This window comes from Mesorhizobium sp. Mes31, assembly GCF_024519675.1.
Classification (GTDB): Bacteria; Pseudomonadota; Alphaproteobacteria; order Rhizobiales; family Rhizobiaceae; genus Mesorhizobium.
In genome coordinates this window covers 441,635-459,578 of the sequence record NZ_JALJRL010000002.1, presented here as the reverse complement: position 1 = coordinate 459,578, position 17,944 = coordinate 441,635, and the positions used below count along the sequence as shown (strand labels likewise).

The 17,944-nt window shown below is 62.8% G+C and carries 18 protein-coding genes; 10 read left to right on the top strand and 8 right to left on the bottom strand.

Annotated features, from left to right (window positions below; genetic code table 11):
- Window positions 1–21 precede the first annotated feature (21 nt).
- Window positions 22–810, top strand: a complete 789-nt coding sequence (locus tag NR193_RS04905; protein ID WP_256749735.1) for an NIPSNAP family protein — start codon at window positions 22–24, stop codon at window positions 808–810.
- On the opposite strand, the gene NR193_RS04900 is transcribed toward NR193_RS04905, so the two are convergent.
- Together NR193_RS04900 and choX are read right to left on the bottom strand one after the other, a co-directional pair.
- Window positions 807–1,643, bottom strand: a complete 837-nt coding sequence (locus NR193_RS04900) for an alpha/beta fold hydrolase (RefSeq protein ID WP_256749734.1) — start codon at window positions 1,641–1,643, stop codon at window positions 807–809. The genes NR193_RS04905 and NR193_RS04900 overlap by 4 nt on opposite strands.
- Window positions 1,640–2,578 (bottom strand): choline ABC transporter substrate-binding protein, encoded by a 939-nt coding sequence (gene choX, locus NR193_RS04895; protein WP_256749733.1) that lies wholly within the window; start codon window positions 2,576–2,578, stop codon window positions 1,640–1,642. Before choX ends, NR193_RS04900 begins: the two co-directional genes overlap by 4 nt.
- 118 nt (window positions 2,579–2,696) lie before the next feature.
- On the opposite strand from choX, the gene betI reads away from it, so the two are divergent.
- Window positions 2,697–3,299: a choline-responsive transcriptional repressor BetI gene (gene betI, locus NR193_RS04890; protein ID WP_256749732.1), complete on the top strand. Its 603-nt coding sequence runs from the start codon at window positions 2,697–2,699 to the stop codon at window positions 3,297–3,299.
- A gap of 53 nt (window positions 3,300–3,352) precedes the next feature.
- On the opposite strand, the gene NR193_RS04885 is transcribed toward betI, so the two are convergent.
- Complete coding sequence (locus NR193_RS04885) at window positions 3,353–4,153, bottom strand: glycosyl transferase family 90 (protein ID WP_256749731.1); 801 nt, start codon at window positions 4,151–4,153, stop codon at window positions 3,353–3,355.
- Window positions 4,154–4,571: 418 nt separating this feature from the next.
- Between NR193_RS04885 and NR193_RS04880 the strand changes: the two genes are divergently transcribed.
- A complete protein-coding gene (locus NR193_RS04880; protein WP_256749730.1) occupies window positions 4,572–5,345 on the top strand; it encodes an SDR family NAD(P)-dependent oxidoreductase in 774 nt (257 codons plus the stop codon).
- 117 nt (window positions 5,346–5,462) lie between these two features.
- On the top strand, window positions 5,463–6,443 hold the full coding sequence (locus NR193_RS04875) for a glycosyltransferase family 10 domain-containing protein (protein WP_256749729.1): 981 nt from the start codon (window positions 5,463–5,465) through the stop codon (window positions 6,441–6,443).
- A 279-nt stretch (window positions 6,444–6,722) separates the two neighbouring features.
- Here NR193_RS04875 and NR193_RS04870 read toward each other — a convergent pair whose 3' ends face one another.
- Window positions 6,723–7,706, bottom strand: a complete 984-nt coding sequence (locus NR193_RS04870) for a LysR family transcriptional regulator (protein ID WP_256749728.1) — start codon at window positions 7,704–7,706, stop codon at window positions 6,723–6,725.
- A gap of 98 nt (window positions 7,707–7,804) precedes the next feature.
- Between NR193_RS04870 and NR193_RS04865 the strand changes: the two genes are divergently transcribed.
- The 4 genes from NR193_RS04865 to NR193_RS04850 all read left to right on the top strand — a co-directional run bounded on the left by NR193_RS04865 (window position 7,805) and on the right by NR193_RS04850 (window position 10,973).
- Window positions 7,805–8,284: a cupin domain-containing protein gene (locus NR193_RS04865; protein WP_256749727.1), complete on the top strand. Its 480-nt coding sequence runs from the start codon at window positions 7,805–7,807 to the stop codon at window positions 8,282–8,284.
- Window positions 8,285–8,451: 167 nt separating this feature from the next.
- Window positions 8,452–9,849, top strand: coding sequence for a class II fumarate hydratase (gene fumC, locus NR193_RS04860; RefSeq protein WP_256749726.1), 1,398 nt, complete (start codon window positions 8,452–8,454; stop codon window positions 9,847–9,849).
- A 108-nt stretch (window positions 9,850–9,957) separates the two neighbouring features.
- Window positions 9,958–10,380, top strand: a complete 423-nt coding sequence (locus NR193_RS04855) for a DoxX family protein (protein WP_256749725.1) — start codon at window positions 9,958–9,960, stop codon at window positions 10,378–10,380.
- Between the two features lie 188 nt (window positions 10,381–10,568).
- Complete coding sequence (locus tag NR193_RS04850; protein ID WP_256749724.1) at window positions 10,569–10,973, top strand: DoxX family protein; 405 nt, start codon at window positions 10,569–10,571, stop codon at window positions 10,971–10,973.
- Window positions 10,974–10,975: 2 nt separating this feature from the next.
- On the opposite strand, the gene ppx is transcribed toward NR193_RS04850, so the two are convergent.
- Together ppx and NR193_RS04840 are read right to left on the bottom strand one after the other, a co-directional pair.
- Window positions 10,976–12,511, bottom strand: coding sequence for an exopolyphosphatase (gene ppx / locus NR193_RS04845; RefSeq protein WP_256749723.1), 1,536 nt, complete (start codon window positions 12,509–12,511; stop codon window positions 10,976–10,978).
- The gene (locus NR193_RS04840) at window positions 12,511–14,712 is read right to left on the bottom strand and encodes an RNA degradosome polyphosphate kinase (protein ID WP_091577313.1); all 2,202 of its coding nucleotides are present in this window, start codon (window positions 14,710–14,712) and stop codon (window positions 12,511–12,513) included. Before NR193_RS04840 ends, ppx begins: the two co-directional genes overlap by 1 nt.
- A 144-nt stretch (window positions 14,713–14,856) precedes the next feature.
- Between NR193_RS04840 and NR193_RS04835 the strand changes: the two genes are divergently transcribed.
- Window positions 14,857–15,102 (top strand): zinc-finger domain-containing protein, encoded by a 246-nt coding sequence (locus NR193_RS04835; RefSeq protein WP_256749722.1) that lies wholly within the window; start codon window positions 14,857–14,859, stop codon window positions 15,100–15,102.
- Between the two features lie 20 nt (window positions 15,103–15,122).
- A complete protein-coding gene (locus tag NR193_RS04830; RefSeq protein WP_256749721.1) occupies window positions 15,123–16,373 on the top strand; it encodes an FAD-dependent monooxygenase in 1,251 nt (416 codons plus the stop codon).
- On the opposite strand, the gene NR193_RS04825 is transcribed toward NR193_RS04830, so the two are convergent.
- A complete protein-coding gene (locus NR193_RS04825; protein ID WP_256749720.1) occupies window positions 16,345–17,010 on the bottom strand; it encodes a TIGR02117 family protein in 666 nt (221 codons plus the stop codon). The two genes, NR193_RS04830 and NR193_RS04825, sit on opposite strands and share 29 nt — an antisense overlap.
- Window positions 17,011–17,125: 115 nt before the next feature.
- The gene (locus NR193_RS04820; RefSeq protein WP_031240865.1) at window positions 17,126–17,875 is read right to left on the bottom strand and encodes an amino acid ABC transporter ATP-binding protein; all 750 of its coding nucleotides are present in this window, start codon (window positions 17,873–17,875) and stop codon (window positions 17,126–17,128) included.
- Between the last annotated feature and the right edge of the window lie 69 nt (window positions 17,876–17,944).

Here is a 17,944-nt window from a genome sequence, read left to right as displayed (position 1 = left end):
ATCCTGTTTTGGAGACTGCCGATGGACCTACCTCGGAAAGCCACGCTGGAACTCGCAATGCTCGCCTCGCCCGTGGTCGAGCTGAGGCAGTACACGTTGAAGCCCGGCATGCGCGAGACACTCATCGACATCTTCGACGGCAAGCTGATCTACGGCCAGGAAGAGGCCGGGATGACCATCATCGGCCAGTTCCGGGATCTCGATCGCCCGGACATGTTCGTCTGGCTGCGAGGCTTCGAAGGCATGGATGCGCGCAGGGATGCGCTCGCCGCCTTTTATGGCGGGCCGGTCTGGGCGGCACACAGCAATGCGGCCAACGCAACGATGATCGATTCCGACGATGTGCTGCTGCTGAAGCCCGCGTGGTTGGGCCGCGGCTTCGACCTCTCTGGTGCATCGCGGGCCGGCTTTTCTGCCCGCGAAAAACCAAGCCCGAACAAAGCTGTGGCTGGCATCGTTGTGATCCAGATTCATCACTTGCGGCGCGGCACCGAAATCGGTTTCGCCAGTCGCTTCGAGGTCGAGATGGCGCCGCTGATGACGGCACCCGCTATACGCCACCTCGCCACTTTCATTACGGAGCATGCCGATAACAGCTTTCCGCGCCTGCCGATACGGGCGGGCGAGAACGTCTTCATTTCCGTCACCGGCTTCGACAGCGCCGAGGGGCATGCCAGCCATGAAGCCGCCCTCGCCGCCTCGCCGGAATGGCAGGCCTTTTGGCAGGCTGCGCGGCCTGACCTGACCAAACCAACGGAGACCTTGCGGCTATCGCCCACTTCGCAATCGTTGGTCGGGTGGAACTCTTAGCCTTCAAAGGCTTCGATGACGGCCTTGGCGACAAGGGCCGGATCTTCCCAATGCGGGTTGTGGCCACAGTTCTCGGCTTGGACGAGGATGGCTTCGGGAAGAGCGCCCAGTAATACCTGCTGATGCGCATTGCCGAACAGCGGATCGCGCGCGCCGGCGATGATCAGCGTTCGGGCCTCCACCGCTTGTGCCGCACCGGTCAGGTCGGCCTGACGGATTTCCTCCAGGATCGCGCGCCAGCGCGCCGCGGGCATTGCCGAGGCGTCTTTCGCCAGACCAGCGAGAAAGGCCTGGGGCACGACAGGCAGGCAGGCATGCCACCAGGCGTAGAACGGATCGGCCGGAGATATCGGATCGCGCAGGGCCTGAACGCCCGCGACCAGCGGATGATCCCGCGCGAAATCGGGCTTCAACGTGCCGGCCATCACCACCAGGCCACCGATGAGCTCCTTGTGCCGCGCGGCCAACGCGATGGCCACCATGGCGCCCAGCGAATGCCCGACGACGACCGGCCGGTCGAGCTGCAGATGCCGGATCAGCTCGGCAAGATCGCCGGCGAAGTGGGCGACGCCACAGCCCCTGCCCGCTTGCGAGGCGCCGTGGCCACGCAGATCCGGCATGATCAGCCGGCGGCCCGCCAGATGCGTCGCCAAGAGCGAAAAGCTGCGGCTGGTGTCGGTGAAACCATGCACCAACAGCAGTGCCGGCTCGGCGCCTGCGACCTCGACATAGGCGATGTCGAGATCGCCAATGTTGACGAATTGCTTGCGGCCGGCCCAGGCGTCCTGTTCCGCCCAGGCATTCGGCAAGGCATCCAGCACGGCTGGTCTCACAGGCCGAGCTTTTCCTTGACCGCGGCAAGGCCGGGCTTGCCGTCGAATGTGGTGACGCCGGCGAGCCAGGCATCGAGGCGGCTCTTGTTCAGCGTGATTGCTTTCAGCGCCCCGTCCTCCGGCTTCATGCCGTCATTGATCAGATAGCCCATGCCGACATTCTCGAAATCGATGTCGAAGGCGAGGTTCTGCAAGAATTTCCCGACGTTCGGACATTGCTGCAGATAACCCTTGCGCACTTGCGTCGTCACCGTCGCGGCACCGAAGTTCGGACCGAAGAACTTGTCGCCGCCGGTCAGGTACTTGAAGTCGTACATGGTGTTCATCGGATGCGGCGCCCAGCCCTGGAAGACGATGAACTGCTTTTCCTTGATCTCATAGCCGACCTCCGACAGCATGCCGGCTTCGCTCGACTCGACCACATGCCAGCCGTCTAGGCCGAAGGCGGGATCGGCGATGGCGTCCATCATCAGCTGGTTGGAGCCGGGCTCGATGCCGTACATCTTCTTGCCGAATTTGTCGGCGAACTTGTGCAGGTCGGAGACGTCCTTGACGCCCGCCTCCCAGACATAGGTCGGCACGGCGAAGGTGTATTTGGCACCTTCGAGATTGAGGCGCACATTCTCGACCGAGCCGTCCTTCTTGTAGGGCTCGTAATAGGTGACCATTGCCGGGTCCCAGTAGCCCAGGAACAGGTCGAGATCCCGGTTCTTCATGCCCTCGTAGATGACGTTGATGCCAAGCACCTCGCTTTGCGGCTGATAGCCGAGCGCTTGCAACACGACATTGGCCACCCCGGTGGTGAAGGCAAGGTCGTTCCAGCCAGGCTCGGCCATGCGGACTGTCTTGCATTGCTCGGCCTCGGCCGCTTGAGCCGCGTGAGAGGCCAGTGCCAGGGCAGCGAGACAAACGCCATTTGCAAGGAAGCGGAACATTTCGGTTCTCCTCATAATCGTTAAATTGACCGTCTGGTCTTTTTATTGTCCCATTGGTCAATTGTTGATCTGGGCGGACAGAAATGTCAACGTGGATTCGCATGCATGGATCGATCCCGTGAAACTCAAGCGTCTCGGTGACATACGCCGCAAGGAGCTGCGCCAGGCGGCCTTCGCGGTGCTGGAGCGCGAAGGCATTGCCGGCGCAACTCTGGAAAAGGTGGCCGCCCAGGCTGGCGCCTCCAAGGGCATCGTGCTGCACTATTTCCGCAACAAGCAGGAATTGTTCGAGCACGCGATGCGGGAGGCCAATGCCGTCCTGTGTAACGCGGTGGTGGCTCGGCTTCGTCAGGCGCGGACGCCGATGGAGCGCCTGGATGCGGTGATCGAGGGCAATTTCGAGGAGCATCTGTTCCAGCCTCCTCTCTGCCATGCCTGGCTATCGCTGTGCGCCGAGGTGCCGCGCGACGAGAAACTGGCCCGTATCCAGAAGGTGATCCACGCGCGCATGCGCTCGAACCTGTTGTCCGGCCTGCACGGCCTTGCCTCGCCGAGGGATGCCGACGACATCGCACTTGGCGTCACCGCGCTGATCGACGGGCTTTGGCTGCGGCTCGGCCTGCAGCCGGGCAGCGTCTCGCGCGAACAGGCGATCCTCCAGGTCAAGAACTATGTCGCAGGGCGGCTGGCCACGAGGGAGCCCGTGACCGTCGGCGCGTAATCAGCCTCGGCTGACCGGCCGGCCGAATTTGATACCGTGTAACAGGCGCCCCATCACGCCGGCCAACCAGTCGCAGGCTTGCGCCGCTGAAGACCGGACTTCAGATTGCCGCCGGCAGCCATATGGCTTTCGAGCAGACGGGCCCATGCCGCCACCGCCGCCGAGCGCGTCAGGTGGGTTTGCGCGAAGCGCTGCGCTTCTCCCGCTATTTCGGCCTCCATCTTCGGGTTGGCACGCAACCATTCGATGCGCTCGACCAGATCGGACATGTCGCGCGCCACGGGGACATAGTGACGAAACGGCTCGATACTGTCGAAGAACCATTCCCGCCAGGGCCGGTCCTGCAACAGCACGACCCGTTTCGTGTGCAGCAGCATCTTGAAGCGGCCGCTGTAGCCGGCACCCTCGACATCGATCATGTATCGGTAGGCGGCAACCTGGTCTTCCATCGTCCTGAACGTTGCCGAATACCGATTGATGGCAACGTCGTAGTTTGGCTCGGTGTTGTACGCCTCCAAGAGATCGGGTCGGGCCGATGCGATCTCGACGATCCTTCTGCGGGCGCCGTTCATGCAGCGCCCTGCCCAGAACAGCCTGTTATCGCGCGGCGGCCCGTCCGACGCAGCCGCCATCGCTCGCGTCTTTTGATCGTAGTCGTCGAACTTTGCGTCCGGCCAACCATCGAAAATGAAATCCGGCGCGGCCACTTCGCCATAGCCGTCCGCCTGTGAGAATGCGAAGCGAGTGCGGAAATAGCGATGCCTTCTACGGGACGGCGTATCGCCGAGGAGCATGTGGAACGGCGGTACGCTGCGGACGCCAAGGGACGCCAAGGCCTCGGCAATGAGGGTCAATACCTGCCTGTGCCTTTCAAGCCAGGCGGCGCGAGAGCGCACCGAGAGCTTTCCGTTGTCGAATCGGCAGTAGATCTCGCCTCGATTAAGCCCGGGCAGCAGGCGCCTCTCAACTTCGACAACATCGACCGGCAAGGGAAGCTTCCGGGTTCCCGTCTCAAGAGGTACCATTTTCAACAATGCTCTTGCAGAAAGTATTTCGATCGGAAGCCCGCGTTGCCTGACTTAAACTTGCGCGGCCCCTCGATCAAGGCGGCTATCCTGTTCGCGCCCCAGATGCAAGCTGCTTCATCTGGCAATTCAACACACCAGAAGGTGGCAAGGGCCGAAGTTCATACCGTGGGATAGGTCAATGGCTTGACCGCGACCGTGAGTCTGCGGTGCTCTCGAGGTGACCAAAGCGGTCCCGGAGCGTCCAATGAGACTCAACAACAAACGCGCGCTGATTACCGGCGGGTCGGACGGCATTGGCCTTGCAATCGCCGAAGCTTTCTCGCGTGAAGGCGCCGACGTCACGATCGTCGGTCGCGACGCCGGGAAACTCGACGGCGCTCGCGAAAAACTGACGGCTTCTGGCTCGGTTGGCGCCGTGGAGACATGGTCGGCCGATCTTGCCACCGGCGCCGGCATCGCTGCCGTCATCGAGCTGGTGAAAAGGTCCGGCCGACCTCTCGACATTCTTGTCAACAATGCGGGGGTGGCTTTCCTGGTGCCGTTTGCCGATGTCAGCGAGGTTCAGTTCCAGCAATCCTTCGCTCTCAACGTGACGGCGGTGTTCTTCCTCACCCAGGGGCTGCTGCCACATCTCGCAACCGGCGCATCGGTGATCAACATTTCCTCCTATTTCGCCAACAAGATGATCCCGAATCGGCCGTCGAGCCTCTATTCGCTGTCGAAAGGCGCGTTGAACTCACTGACCAAATCGCTGGCCTTCGAGCTCGGCCCACGTGGCATCCGCGTCAACGCCATAGCGCCTGGCACAGTCGATACCGCCATGCGGCGCAGGACAGTCGACAATCTGCCTGCCGAGGCGAAGACGGAGCTGAAGGCCTATGTCGAGCGCAGCTATCCGCTGGGCCGCATCGGTCGTCCCGATGATCTCGCCGGCATGGCGGTTTATCTGGCCAGCGACGAGGCCGCGTGGACCAGCGGCGGCATCTTCGCCATCGATGGCGGCTATACCGCCGGGTGACTGTGCGGATCAGCCCCTTGCGTCCGCCTCGGACAAGCCAAGGCGCTTGACCTGACTTCCCATCCCGCGTCTGTCACCGCTATAGATCCGTGGCGTAGTTCAGACATTCGTGGTGCCATGTCGTCAAACGATCCGCTGATCCTTTTCTACACGACGTTCTTCGGTAAGCTTGTCGACACCGCGTCCATCCATTGTGAAGGGCGGTGGACGCTGGACAAGCGCCGGCTTTCCGAGGCGGCGGCGGTCGTCTTTCATATTCCGGACTTTCGCGAATTCGGCGACGCGCACAAATACCCCGGCCAATATTGGGTGGCCTGGTCGATGGAGAGCCGCCAGAACTACAAACGCGTCACCAATCCGGATGTCATGAGGCATTTCGACATCACGATGACGCACGAAACATGTTCCGATGTCTGGATGCCCTATCTTCCCCGGGCTCGCGGATGGCAAGAGATGGTTGCCAGACCGATCGCCGCGAAGACGGAAGAGGCGCCTGTCGCGCTGTTCCAGTCAGCGCCCGTCAACCGCAGCGGCCGCATCGATTTCACGGCCGAGCTGTCGCGGCATATCAAGATCGATTCTTACGGCCGGCACTTTCACAATCGAGCGATCAGCGGCCCGGATCTTGGGCGGGAATCCAAGATTGAAACCATTGCGCGGCACAGGTTCTGCCTGGCGCTGGAAAACTCGATCGAGCCCGACTACGTCACCGAGAAGATCTACGATGCATTCGACGCCGGCACAGTACCGATCTACCTTGGTGCACCGAACGTGGATGAATTCGTGCCTGCCAATTCGTACATCGACGCCAGCGCCTTCCCCAGCGCCAAGGACCTGGCGGCCTATCTCCAGCACCTGATCGAAACGCCTGAGGACTACGAGGCCTATTTCGCCTGGCGCTCGAAGCCGCTGCCCGACAGCATCGTGAAACGTCTTCCGGGACTTGAAACCCCTACCTTCTGCCGATTGATGAACCTCGTGCGTCAACGCCTGGAAGCGCGCCCGCATCCGCCATCCGGACGGCCAACTCTTCCTTTCGGCAGCGTCTCATTCCTGCGCACGCGGTTGCGCCGCTGGAAGAAAAAGATCCCGAGCTGACGATCGAGGCATAAGGGGTGAAGGCCTATGTCGAGCGGAACTTTCCGCTGGGCCGCATCGGCCGTCCCGATGGCCTCGCCGGTATAGCGATCCCGTGGCCAGCGATGACGCCGCGTGGATCAGTGGTGGCATCTCCGCCATCGACGGCGGCCACACGGCGACGTGAACCGTCCGGCCGCTAGAGCCTGTTCCATCCCGATGGAATCGGGATGGGGCTCTATCTTTTTGTTTGAGCATGATCTTTCCCGAAAACCGGATTCCACTTTTCGGGATCATGCTCTAGGCGCCGGCAATTTCAGTGGTGGCACTTTCCACAAATCCAAGAGCGCCGACCGCCTCCAGGATCTGATTGCGAACCCAGCGATGAGGTGGCTCGTCGTCGTGGCGCGCGTGCCAGTACATCCTGATTTCAGGAACAGCAATGGGAAGCGGTGGTTCGAAGGTGACGAGCGGAAGGGTCCTCGCGGCCCAAACGGCGAACTGCCTGGGAACCGCGGCGAGGTAGTTTCCGTTTGCCACTGCCAACGCGACAGCCTGAAAGTGCGGCAGTGCCAGGCTCACACGGCGCGTTCGTCCGAGCTTGGCGAGCGCCTCGTCGGTGGAACCCGACATCGAGCCGTCGATAGAACGAAGAACATGGGGCAGTTCGCAGAAAAGCTCGATCGGCAGAGGTGCGCCGTCCGCGATCCCCGCCTGTCTGATCGCAGCATTGTCGCCCGCGGCAATGATGACGAATGGTGAATGGAACAGAGGCGTGCTGGAGACCCAGTCGGAGACCTCCAGCGGACGCTCGAGCGCTGCGTCGACTTCATCCTCCTGGAGCAGCCGCGAAACGTCGCCGCGCGCGCTATCGAGAAACCGCAACGACACAAGCGGCGCGGTACCCGCGATGCGCGCCGCCAGCGTCGGCATCAGCAGCATGGAAAAGAAATCCGCCCCCATCAGCGTGAAGGTTCGCTCGAGTTCCGCCGGATCGAAGTTTTTCGTCGACTGGAAGACACGTTCGATTTCCCGCAGGGCCACGCGCAACGGCTCCGCCAGGCTCTCGGCGCGCGGCGTCGGCATCATCTCGTTGCCGTGCCGCACGAACAGCTGGTCGTTGAGGGCATGCCGCAAGCGATTGAGCGCGGCGCTGACAGCAGGCTGGCTCAGGCCGATCTGTTCGCCGGCACGCGTAACGCTTCTTTCCCGTAAGAGGGCGTCGAACACCCTGACGAGATTGAGGTCGATCGCGTTCAAATTCATCGCATCAATTCGCCCCATACGATCATTCGATTTCCGTCCCGGCATGTCCTTGGTTAGGTCGTCACCGGCGCCGCACAGCCGGCACAGGCAACAACAGGAAACAGGAGCATAGACCCATGACAATGACCCCTGGGACGATCACAGGCAAGGAACTCTTCCGGTTCAACAACACGCTCGTCGCGATCCACATCTCATCGGCCGCGGGAGAGGACGGCATCTGCGTCGTCGAACATCGTATGCCGTATGGCGACTCTCCGCCGTTGCACGTGCATCGCCGCGAAGACGAAGTGTTTCACGTCCTGGAGGGGAGATTGCGCTTTCAGATCGACGGTCACGAACGCATTGCAGACGCCGGCGAAACCGTCATCGCGCCGAAAGGCCTGCCGCACACCTACAGGGTCGAGTCGCGCGAGGGAGCGCGTACCTTGACCGTCACGCGCGGTGCGGATTTTGAAACGCTCCTGCGCCAGGCGGGCCGCCCCGCCGAACAGCCGGAATTGCCGCCGCAAATGGAACCGACGCCGGAAATCATCGCGGCCTTGGTGCAGCTCTGCGCGAGAAATGGCATCGACATTGTTGGCCCACCGCTTGCCTGACTGGCCGTTCAGGACATTCACCTCGGCAAGCCGACACGCCTTCCCTTCTCCCTTGCGGGAGAAGGTGGACGCGTTCAACCGATTTGCATCATTTGCGCCCGAAATCTCCGCTTGAAGCCGTTTGTGCAACGCGATACGCCGTTGCCGACTTCGACAAGGAGAAAGCCGTGAGCACGCCAAAGACCAGAACCGAAACCGATACGTTCGGCCCCATCGAGGTCGCCGCCGACCGCTATTGGGGTGCGCAAGCGCAGCGTTCGCTCGGCAACTTCAAGATTGGCTGGGAAAAGCAGCCGGCATCGATCGTGCGCGCGCTTGGCATTGTCAAGCGGGCGGCGGCGGAAGCCAACATGGAGCTGAAGCGGCTCGACCCGGCAATCGGCAAGGCGATCATCGAGGCGGCGCAAGAGGTGATCGACGGCAAGCTCAACGAGCATTTCCCGCTGGTGGTCTGGCAGACCGGCTCGGGCACGCAGTCCAACATGAATGCCAACGAGGTGATCTCCAACCGGGCGATCGAGATGCTGGGCGGCGTCATGGGATCGAAGAAGCCGGTGCACCCCAACGATCACGTCAATATGAGCCAGTCGTCGAACGACACTTATCCGACGGCCATGCACATCGCCTGCGCCGAGCGCATCGTGCACGACCTCTTGCCGGCGCTGAGGCATCTGCATGCCGCTTTGGAAGCCAAGACCAAGGCGTTCGCCCACATCATCAAGATCGGCCGCACGCACACGCAGGATGCCACCCCCCTCACCCTGGGCCAGGAATTTTCGGGCTATGCCGCGCAGGTCGCCTCATCGATCAAGCGCATCGAGATGACGCTGCCCGGCCTGCAGGAATTGGCGCAGGGCGGCACCGCCGTCGGCACCGGCCTCAATGCACCCGTCGGCTTCGCCGAAAGGGTGGCGGACCGCATCGCCGCCATTACCGGCATCGCCTTCGTCACGGCGCCGAACAAGTTCGAGGCGCTCGCCGCCCACGATTCGATGGTGTTCTCGCACGGCGCCATCAACGCGGCCGCCGCGGCGCTGTTCAAGATCGCCAACGACATCCGCTTCCTCGGCTCCGGCCCGCGTTCGGGCCTCGGCGAACTGTCGCTGCCGGAAAACGAGCCGGGCTCCTCGATCATGCCGGGCAAGGTCAATCCGACCCAGTGCGAGGCGATGACCCAGGTCTGCGTGCAGGTGTTCGGCAACAATGCGGCACTCACCTTCGCCGGCAGCCAAGGCCATTTCGAGCTCAACGTCTACAACCCGCTGATGGCGTACAATTTCCTGCAGTCGGTGCAGTTGCTCTCCGACGCTTCGGTCTCCTTCACCGACAACTGCGTCGTCGGCATCGAGGCGCGTGAGGACAACATCAAGGCGGCACTCGACCGCTCGCTGATGCTGGTGACGGCTCTCGCCCCGACCATCGGCTACGACAACGCCGCCAAGATCGCCAAGACCGCGCACAAGAACGGCACCACGCTGCGCGAGGAAGCGCTGGCAACCGGGCTGGTCAGCGAAGCCGACTACGACCGGCTGGTGCGGCCGGAGGACATGACGCACCCGGGATGATCGCAGCAACGTTACCGACGGTGAACGATGTGTCGCCGCATTCGCGTCTTTGGTGAACAGTCGGCATGGGCTATCTGCAGGGCATCAACCCCATTCGGAGTACCACCCATGTCCCTCAACACTTCCGTCGCCGGTTCCGGCACCGCTTCCAATGCCTCGGCCACGATCCTGGTCGGCCGGGTGCTCCTGTCGATCCTTTTCATCCTGTCGGGCTTCGCCAAGCTGACCGCGATCTCGGCCACCGCCCAGTGGTTCGGCAGCATCGGGCTGCCGCTGCCGACGGTCGCTGCCGTCGGCTCCGGCCTGCTTGAATTTTTCGGCGGCCTCGCCATCCTTGTCGGCTTCCAGACCCGCATCGTGGCGATCGTACTCGCCATCTTCACGCTGGCCGCCACGGCGGTCGCGCACCTCAACTTCGCCGACCAGATGCAGATGTTGATGCTGCAGAAGAACCTCGGCCTCACCGGCGGCTTCCTGCTCCTGGCAGTGCTCGGTGCCGGCGCCTATTCGGTCGACGCCAAGCGCGGCTAATCCCCGGCAAGAGCGCGAAAATCAAAGCGGCGCGGAATTTTCCGCGCCGCTTTTTCGTTGTCGATGCACAGGCCCACGCGTCTCGATCCTCCGGGCGGGATTTGCGACCGCATTGCTGATAGGATCGAGCCGTCGAGGGGAGCAATCGGCCGATGGGCCCCGCCTGATCGACATCGGAGGTGACAAGCATGCCCCGCAACGCCCTGCTTCTGCTTTCCCGGCTGCTGCTCGCCGCCCTTTTCGTGCCTTCCGGCTTCCAGGCGCTTTCCGATATTGCCGGCACGACGGGCTATTTCGCCAGCCTCGGCCTGCCGCTGCCGACGCTCGCCGCATGGGGGACGGGCTTGTTCGAGCTGATCGCCGGGCTGCTCATCCTGGTCGGTTTCCAGACCCGGATCGCGGCGCTGCTGCTCGCCGCCTTCTGCATCGTCGCCGGCTTCATCGGCCATTACGGCCAGGGTGGCGGTGATGCGATGCTCGCCTTCCTGCACTCGCAGATGCTGATGAAGGACATCGCCATATCCGGCGGTTTCCTGGCGCTGGCAATGGCCGGCGCCGGCGCCTGGTCGGCCGACGGGCGCGCTTCGGCGTAAGGCTATTTCACCGAAACGCTCGGCCCACCCTCCACGGCCAGCACCAGACGCCGATTGGTGATCCGCGCCAGTTGCGCCAGCCGGCCGGCCGGCCGCTCGCCGTAGAGATCGGCCAGCGACGCCGGCAACACCAGCGCCAGCACGCCGTTGGCGCGCTGCTCCCATTTCAGCCTGGGCATGATGCCGGGCATCGACGCCGTCAGCAGATAGACGACGCGCATCATCGCCGCCAGCACGCGAGCCCGTTCCAGATAGCGCGGCGTCGCCAGCGCCTTGATTTCCGGCGCAATGGATTCGTTGAAGATACCATCGTGACGATAGGCGTTGGCCAGCGCCAGGAAGGCGCGGCCGGGATGGTCGACCCCGAAGAAGGAGGCATGCGCGATGATGTTGAGCGATTGCTTGCCGCGGTATTCCGGGTGCGCGCGCCAGCCGATGTCGGCCAGCAATGCGGCCGCGTGGCGGTAGCGTGCCTCATCCTCCGTCTCGTCGATGCCGAAGGCGGCAAAGGCCTTGCCGGTCCATTCGACCAACTCATGCGCATGGTGGACCGAGCGCGAGCGCAGCACGGCGAGTTCCTCGGACGCCGAAATCAACGGATCGGCCTTCTGCTCGGCCTCGTCGAGCAGCGAATAGAGAAAGCCTTCGCGCACACCGAGTGCCGAAACGATGATCTTCGACGGCTGCATCGCCGTCATGATCTCCTGCAGCACGATGGCGCCATAAGGCAGCAGCGAACGGCGGTTCTTGGAGACGCCCTCGATGCCCTTGACCTTCTCGATTTCGGCTTTGGCCACCTGTTTCAGGAAGTTCGTGGCACTGTCGGCGCTGATCTCGTAGTGGTGCATGACGCCGAGCGGGTAGTTGGTCATTTCCATGTGCAGCCGGGCGAGATTTCGCCAGGTGCCGCCGACGGCATAGAAGGGCCTGCCTTGCCCACCCTTCAACAACTTCGCCTTCGCCAGCTCGTCGCGCGCGATCTTCGCTGCCTGGGCCAGCGAGTTCTTCGCCATGTCCTGCAGGCGCAGGCCACCCAGCGGCAGCGTTATACCGTCGCCGATCGCTTCGCCTTTGACGTCGACCAGTTCGAGACTGCCACCGCCCAGATCGCCGGCGATGCCATTGGCAGGATGGAAGCCTGAAATGACGCCGAGCGCCGAATAGTAAGCTTCCTGACGCCCGCTGATGACCCGGATCTCGGTCTTCAGCACCTCCTCGGCGCGGTGGATGAAATCGGGACCATTGACCGCTTCGCGGGCGGCGGCGGTCGCAAGCACATACATATGCTCGGCGCCGGCCTGCTCGGAGAGCGCGCGAAAGCGGCGGAACTCTTCCATCGAGCGCGTCACCGCCTCGGGGTCGAGCTTGCCGGTCGAAACGATGCCGCGGCCAAGACCGGCCAGCATCTTTTCGTTGAACAGCATGGTCGGCGAGCGCGCCAGCCCCTCATAGACGACGAGACGGATCGAATTCGACCCGATGTCGATGATGGACAGCGGTCGGCGGTCCTGCAGCCGGCCCTGGGAATCAGACAGCATCAACTGGACGCTGCGGCGTTCTTCTTGCGGCGCTTGAACTGCGCGATGCGCTTGGGCGCATGCGACTTCAGCGCATCACCCCGTCCGGACAGGCTAGGATTGGTCATGAAATATTCCTGCGCGTTGAACGGTTCCTCGCCCTCCTCCAGCACCACGCGCCGGGAGGTTCCATCAGCCAATACGTCGAAACTTTGCTGATTGTCCATGATGTTGCCCAGCATGATCTGGCCAAGGACCTGTTCATGCACAGTTGGATTGGTGATCGGCACCATGGTCTCGACACGGCGGTCGAGGTTGCGCGGCATGAGGTCGGCCGAAGAAATGTAGACGATCGCCTCGTCCGAGGGCAGGCCATGGCCATTGCCGAAGCAATAGATGCGGCTGTGCTCGAGGAAACGGCCGACGATCGACTTCACCCTGATGTTTTCCGACAGGCCCGGCACCTGCGGCCGCAGGCAGCAGATGCCGCGTACGACGAGATCGATCTCGACGCCAGCACGGCTGGCATCATAGAGCGCATCGATGATGATCGGGTCGACGAGTGCATTCATCTTCATCCAGATGCGCGCCGGCCTTCCCTCCAGCGCGTGTGCGACCTCATCGGAAATGTGCTTGAGAATGCGGCTTCTCAGCGTGAACGGCGAGATGGCCAACCGCATTTCATCCGTCGGCTCGGCATAGCCGGTGATGAAGTTGAAGAGCTGGGCGACATCGCGGGCAATCGTCGGATCGGTGGTGAAGAAGGACAGGTCGGTGTAGATGCGCGCGGTCACCGGATGATAATTGCCGGTGCCCAGATGCACGTAGTTGCGCAGCTTGCCGTCCTCGCGCCGCACCACCAGCGACATTTTCGCATGAGTCTTCAACTCGAGGAAACCGAACACGACCTGCACGCCGGCGCGCTCCAGGTCGCGCGCCCAACGGATGTTGGCTTCCTCGTCGAAACGCGCCTTGAGCTCGACCAGCGCCGTCACCGACTTGCCGGCCTCGGCCGCGTCGACCAGCGCACGCACGATCGGGCTGTCGTTGGAGGTGCGGTAAAGCGTCTGCTTGATCGCCACCACTTCGGGATCGGCCATCGCCTGGCGCAGGAACTGCACCACCACATCGAAGGATTCATAGGGGTGGTGGACGATGATGTCCTTCTCGCGGATGGCTGCGAAGCAGTCGCCGCCATGCTCGCGGATGCGTTCGGGAAAGCGCGGATTGTAGGGTGTGAATTTCAGGTCATCGCGGGGGACGGCGACGATCTCGGATATCTGGCTGAGCGCCAGCGGGCCGGTCAGGACGCTGATGCGGCTCGACGAGACGCCAAGCTCACCGGCGACGAAGTCGCGTAGTTCCGACGGCATCAGCCTGTCGAATTCGATGCGGATCACCGAACCGCGGCGGCGGCGCTTGAGCGCCGTCTCGAACAGACGCACCAGATCCTCGGACTCCTCCTCGACCTCGATATCGCTGTCTCGGATGATGCGGAACGTGCCGGAGCCCTTGACCTCATAGCCAGGGAACAGCTTGCCGATGTAAAGGCCGACCGCCTCTTCCAGCGGGATGAAGCGGACATGGCGCTTGCGGTCGGGCAAACGGATAAAACGCTTCAGCGCCACCGGCAGGCGCAGAAGTGCGCTCATCTCTTCGCCGTTCTTGCGATGGCGCAGTTGCAGCGCCATCGAGAAGCCGAGATTGGGGATGAACGGGAACGGATGCGCCGGGTCGATCGACAGCGGGGTGAGCACCGGAAACACCTGTTCCTGGAAGTGATCCTCCAGCCAGATCTTTTCGTCCTTGGTCAGCGCATCGCGGGTGATGCTCTCGATGCCTTCCTTGTTGAGCAGCACGGTAAGGGCCGAAAGGCTCTTCTGCTGGTCTTCCTGCAGCCGCTCGACCTCACGCAGAAGCTGTTCGAGCTGCTGTTCGGGGGTGCGTCCGTCGGGGCTCTTCAGCACGATGCCCTCGCGGACCTGCCCGGCGAGACCGGCGACGCGCACCATGAAAAACTCGTCGAGATTGGCGGCCGAGATCGACAGGAAGCGGACGCGCTCCAGCAGGGGATGATGGGTGTTCAGCGATTCCTCGAGAACGCGCCGGTTGAACTGCAACCAGGAAAACTCGCGATTGACGAAACGATCGGGATTGCCGCCCTCCGGGCTCGCTGCCTCGACATTGATGAATTCGCTCTGCACCGGCTTCAGTTCGTTCATAATTCCTGCTCTTCCCGCACCTAAAGCCGGTTAACCGGCTTAACTTATCCTCTGACAGGCTTTTGCGACAGTTTCATTTCATCGATCTTGCAAAGAGACCTGATATGATCCAGATGCAGATCAGACTGCGTTAAGGAGATGACGATGGCAGGCGGTTCCATTCCCCATTTTCAGAACGATGCGGGCCACCCGGCGATCGACATCGGCGTCAAGGAATTCATGTGCACGGGCGCCAACCCGCCTTTCGACCACCCGCATGTGTTTCTCGACATGGGCGACGACAATGAAAAAGTCTGCCCCTATTGCTCGACGCTCTACCGCTATTCGCCAAGGCTGAAGGCGACGGAAACGCAGCCGGCTGGCTGCATCTATATCGACCAGGCCGCCTGATTTCCAGCGACCGGCTGCAAATGGACGACATGCGCTCCGGGCAAGTCATCATCGCCGGGGCGGGCATCGCCGGGTTGACCGCGGCGCTGGCCTTCGCCGAACACGGCTACCCTGTGCAAGTGTTCGAACAGGCGCAGCGCATAGACGCGGTAGGCGCCGGTCTCCAGCTTTCTCCCAATGCAACACGCATCCTTCGCCAGCTCGGCGTGCTCGACCGGCTGCTGCCAACAGCAGTGCGGCCCGAAGCGGTGGTGCTGAAGGACGCCGCGACGCTGCGTGAACTGGCGCGCGTGCCACTTGGACAGTCCGCTGAAGCGCGCTGGCGGGCGCCCTACCTCGTGGCTCACCGCGCCGACCTGCAGGCGGCGCTGATGTCGCGCTTTGCCGAGATGCCGGATATTCATCTCACCACCGGCGCGCGCCTCGGCGGCATTGCCATCGGGACCCACGGCATCACGGCGAGTGTCGAGCTCGACGGCAAGACCATCGAGATGGAAGGCTCCCTGCTGGTCGGCGCCGACGGCGTCTGGTCGTCGGTGCGTGCGCTTGTCGATTCGACCAGGGGAGCGGCATCGCCAAGAAGCCGTTTTTCCGGTGAGCTGGCCTGGCGCACCACCGTTTCGGTCGACAGCGCCGCCGGGCAAGCCTTTGCCGCGATCGGCGCGGCCGACTGTGTGACGACCTTCCTGCATCCTGGCTTCCATATGGTCGCCTATCCCGTCAGCAAGGGCGACGCCTTCAACCTCGTCGCCTTCACCAGAGGCGAGCGTATCGCCGAGGGCTGGTCCGGCCATGCCGATCCCGGCATCCTCGCCGCCGCTATGCGCGGCACCGCGCCGGGCCTTGCAAGACTATTGGAAATGGCCGGCCCGTGGCTGACCTGGCCGCTCCATACGGTCGAGCAGAAGCAGCCCTGGACGACGCCGGACGGTATCGCGCTGATCGGCGACGCGGCGCATGCGATGACACCCTTCGCGGCACAAGGCGCGGCGATGGCGATCGAGGATGCGGCGACGCTTGCCGGCTCTTTTGCCGCCTTTCCTGCCGATCCGGCGCGAGGCCTCCTCGTCTGGGAAAATCTGCGGCGGCCGCGCGTCGCCAAGGTCGCCCGGCGCGGCGCCCTCAACCACCTTGCCTGGCATGCTGTGGGACCAGTGGCAATCGCCCGTAACCTGTTCCTCAAGATGCGCTCGCCGGAAAAGCTCGCGACGGATCTCGACTGGCTCTATGGCTGGCAGCAAACTAATCATACAGCCGCATCGACAGGCTGAGCGAAGCCGGCAGCGGGTTCCACCAGCCGGTGCGCAGGCCGGCGGTGCGCAAGGCCGCCGCCGTCCAGGTGTTGCAGCCAACCAGCGCGTTGAAACGGCCGTTCGCCTCATAGAAGCGGTCGAACCTGGAATAGGCGGCATCCGGAACAGTGATCGGGCCCTTCGGTCCCCGCTGAAAACTCGCCTCGATGAAGTTAAGCAGCGCCATAAAACGCTCCTCGCCGATGTCGAAGCCGACAACGTCGGCACCCGTCTCGCTGATGTCGCCGGCGACATCGACATGCATGACCGATGTGTCGATGGTCAGCGCCTTCATCACCGGGACGGCCTTGAGCTGCGACCACGTCGGCGTTTCCAGATAGAAGGCACGGCCGCCCCAGCCGAAGACGATGTAGCGCACCTCGGGAATGTCGACGGGCACGCCGGCATCGACCAGGAAATGGAAGCGCTGGCGCACGGCATCATCGACCGGAATGGCGATGTCGGTGTGGATCGGGTTCTTCAGCACCAGGATGTGGCGTTTACCCTCACCAGAGGCAGCAGCCGGCCAGAGCGGGCGCGGCACCAAGGTGCCCAGCGTCACAGCCAGCACCGCCACGATCGACAGAAGGCCTAGAAAACGTCCGAGCTTTTTCATCAATGGCGGCCCTGCAAACGCGACCCGGCGCGACGAGAACCGCCGCCTCCTGCCCGTCCATACGCAAAAGAGCCCGGCACTGTTTCAGCCGGGCTCTTTTGCAGCCATCGAAGGCCTAGTGCAGGATCTGCGACAGGAACAGCTTCGTGCGCTCGTGGCGCGGATGGTCGAAGAACTCGGCCGGCGTGTTCTGCTCGACGATCTGGCCCTGATCCATGAAGATCACGCGGTTGGCGACCTTGCGTGCAAAGCCCATTTCGTGGGTGACGCACAGCATGGTCATGCCTTCTTCGGCGAGACCAACCATGGTCTCCAGCACTTCCTTGATCATTTCGGGGTCTAGCGCCGAGGTCGGCTCATCGAACAGCATGATGCGCGGGTTCATGCACAGTGAGCGGGCGATCGCCACGCGCTGCTGCTGGCCGCCGGAGAGCTGACCCGGATATTTGTTGGCCTGTTCCGGGATCTTCACGCGCTTGAGGAAGTGCATGGCGATCTCCTCGGCCTGCTTCTTCGGCGTCTTGCGCACCCAGATCGGCGCCAGCGTGCAATTCTCCAGGATGGTGAGATGCGGGAATAGGTTGAAGTGCTGGAACACCATGCCGACCTCGCGGCGCACCTCGTCGATCTTCTTGAGATCGTTGGTCAGTTCCTTGCCGTCGACGATGATCTTGCCCTTCTGGTGCTCTTCCAGCCGGTTGATGCAGCGGATCATCGTCGATTTGCCGGAGCCCGACGGGCCGCAAATGACGATGCGCTCGCCGCGCATCACCTTGAGGTTGATGTCCTTCAACACATGGAACTCGCCGTACCATTTGTGCATGGCGATGATGTCGATGGCGACATCGGTGGTCGAGATATGCATTTTGGCGGCGTTGACCTTGATCTCTTCCGCGCTGACGGCATTTTCGGTGGCCATGGCAGGGTCCCCTTG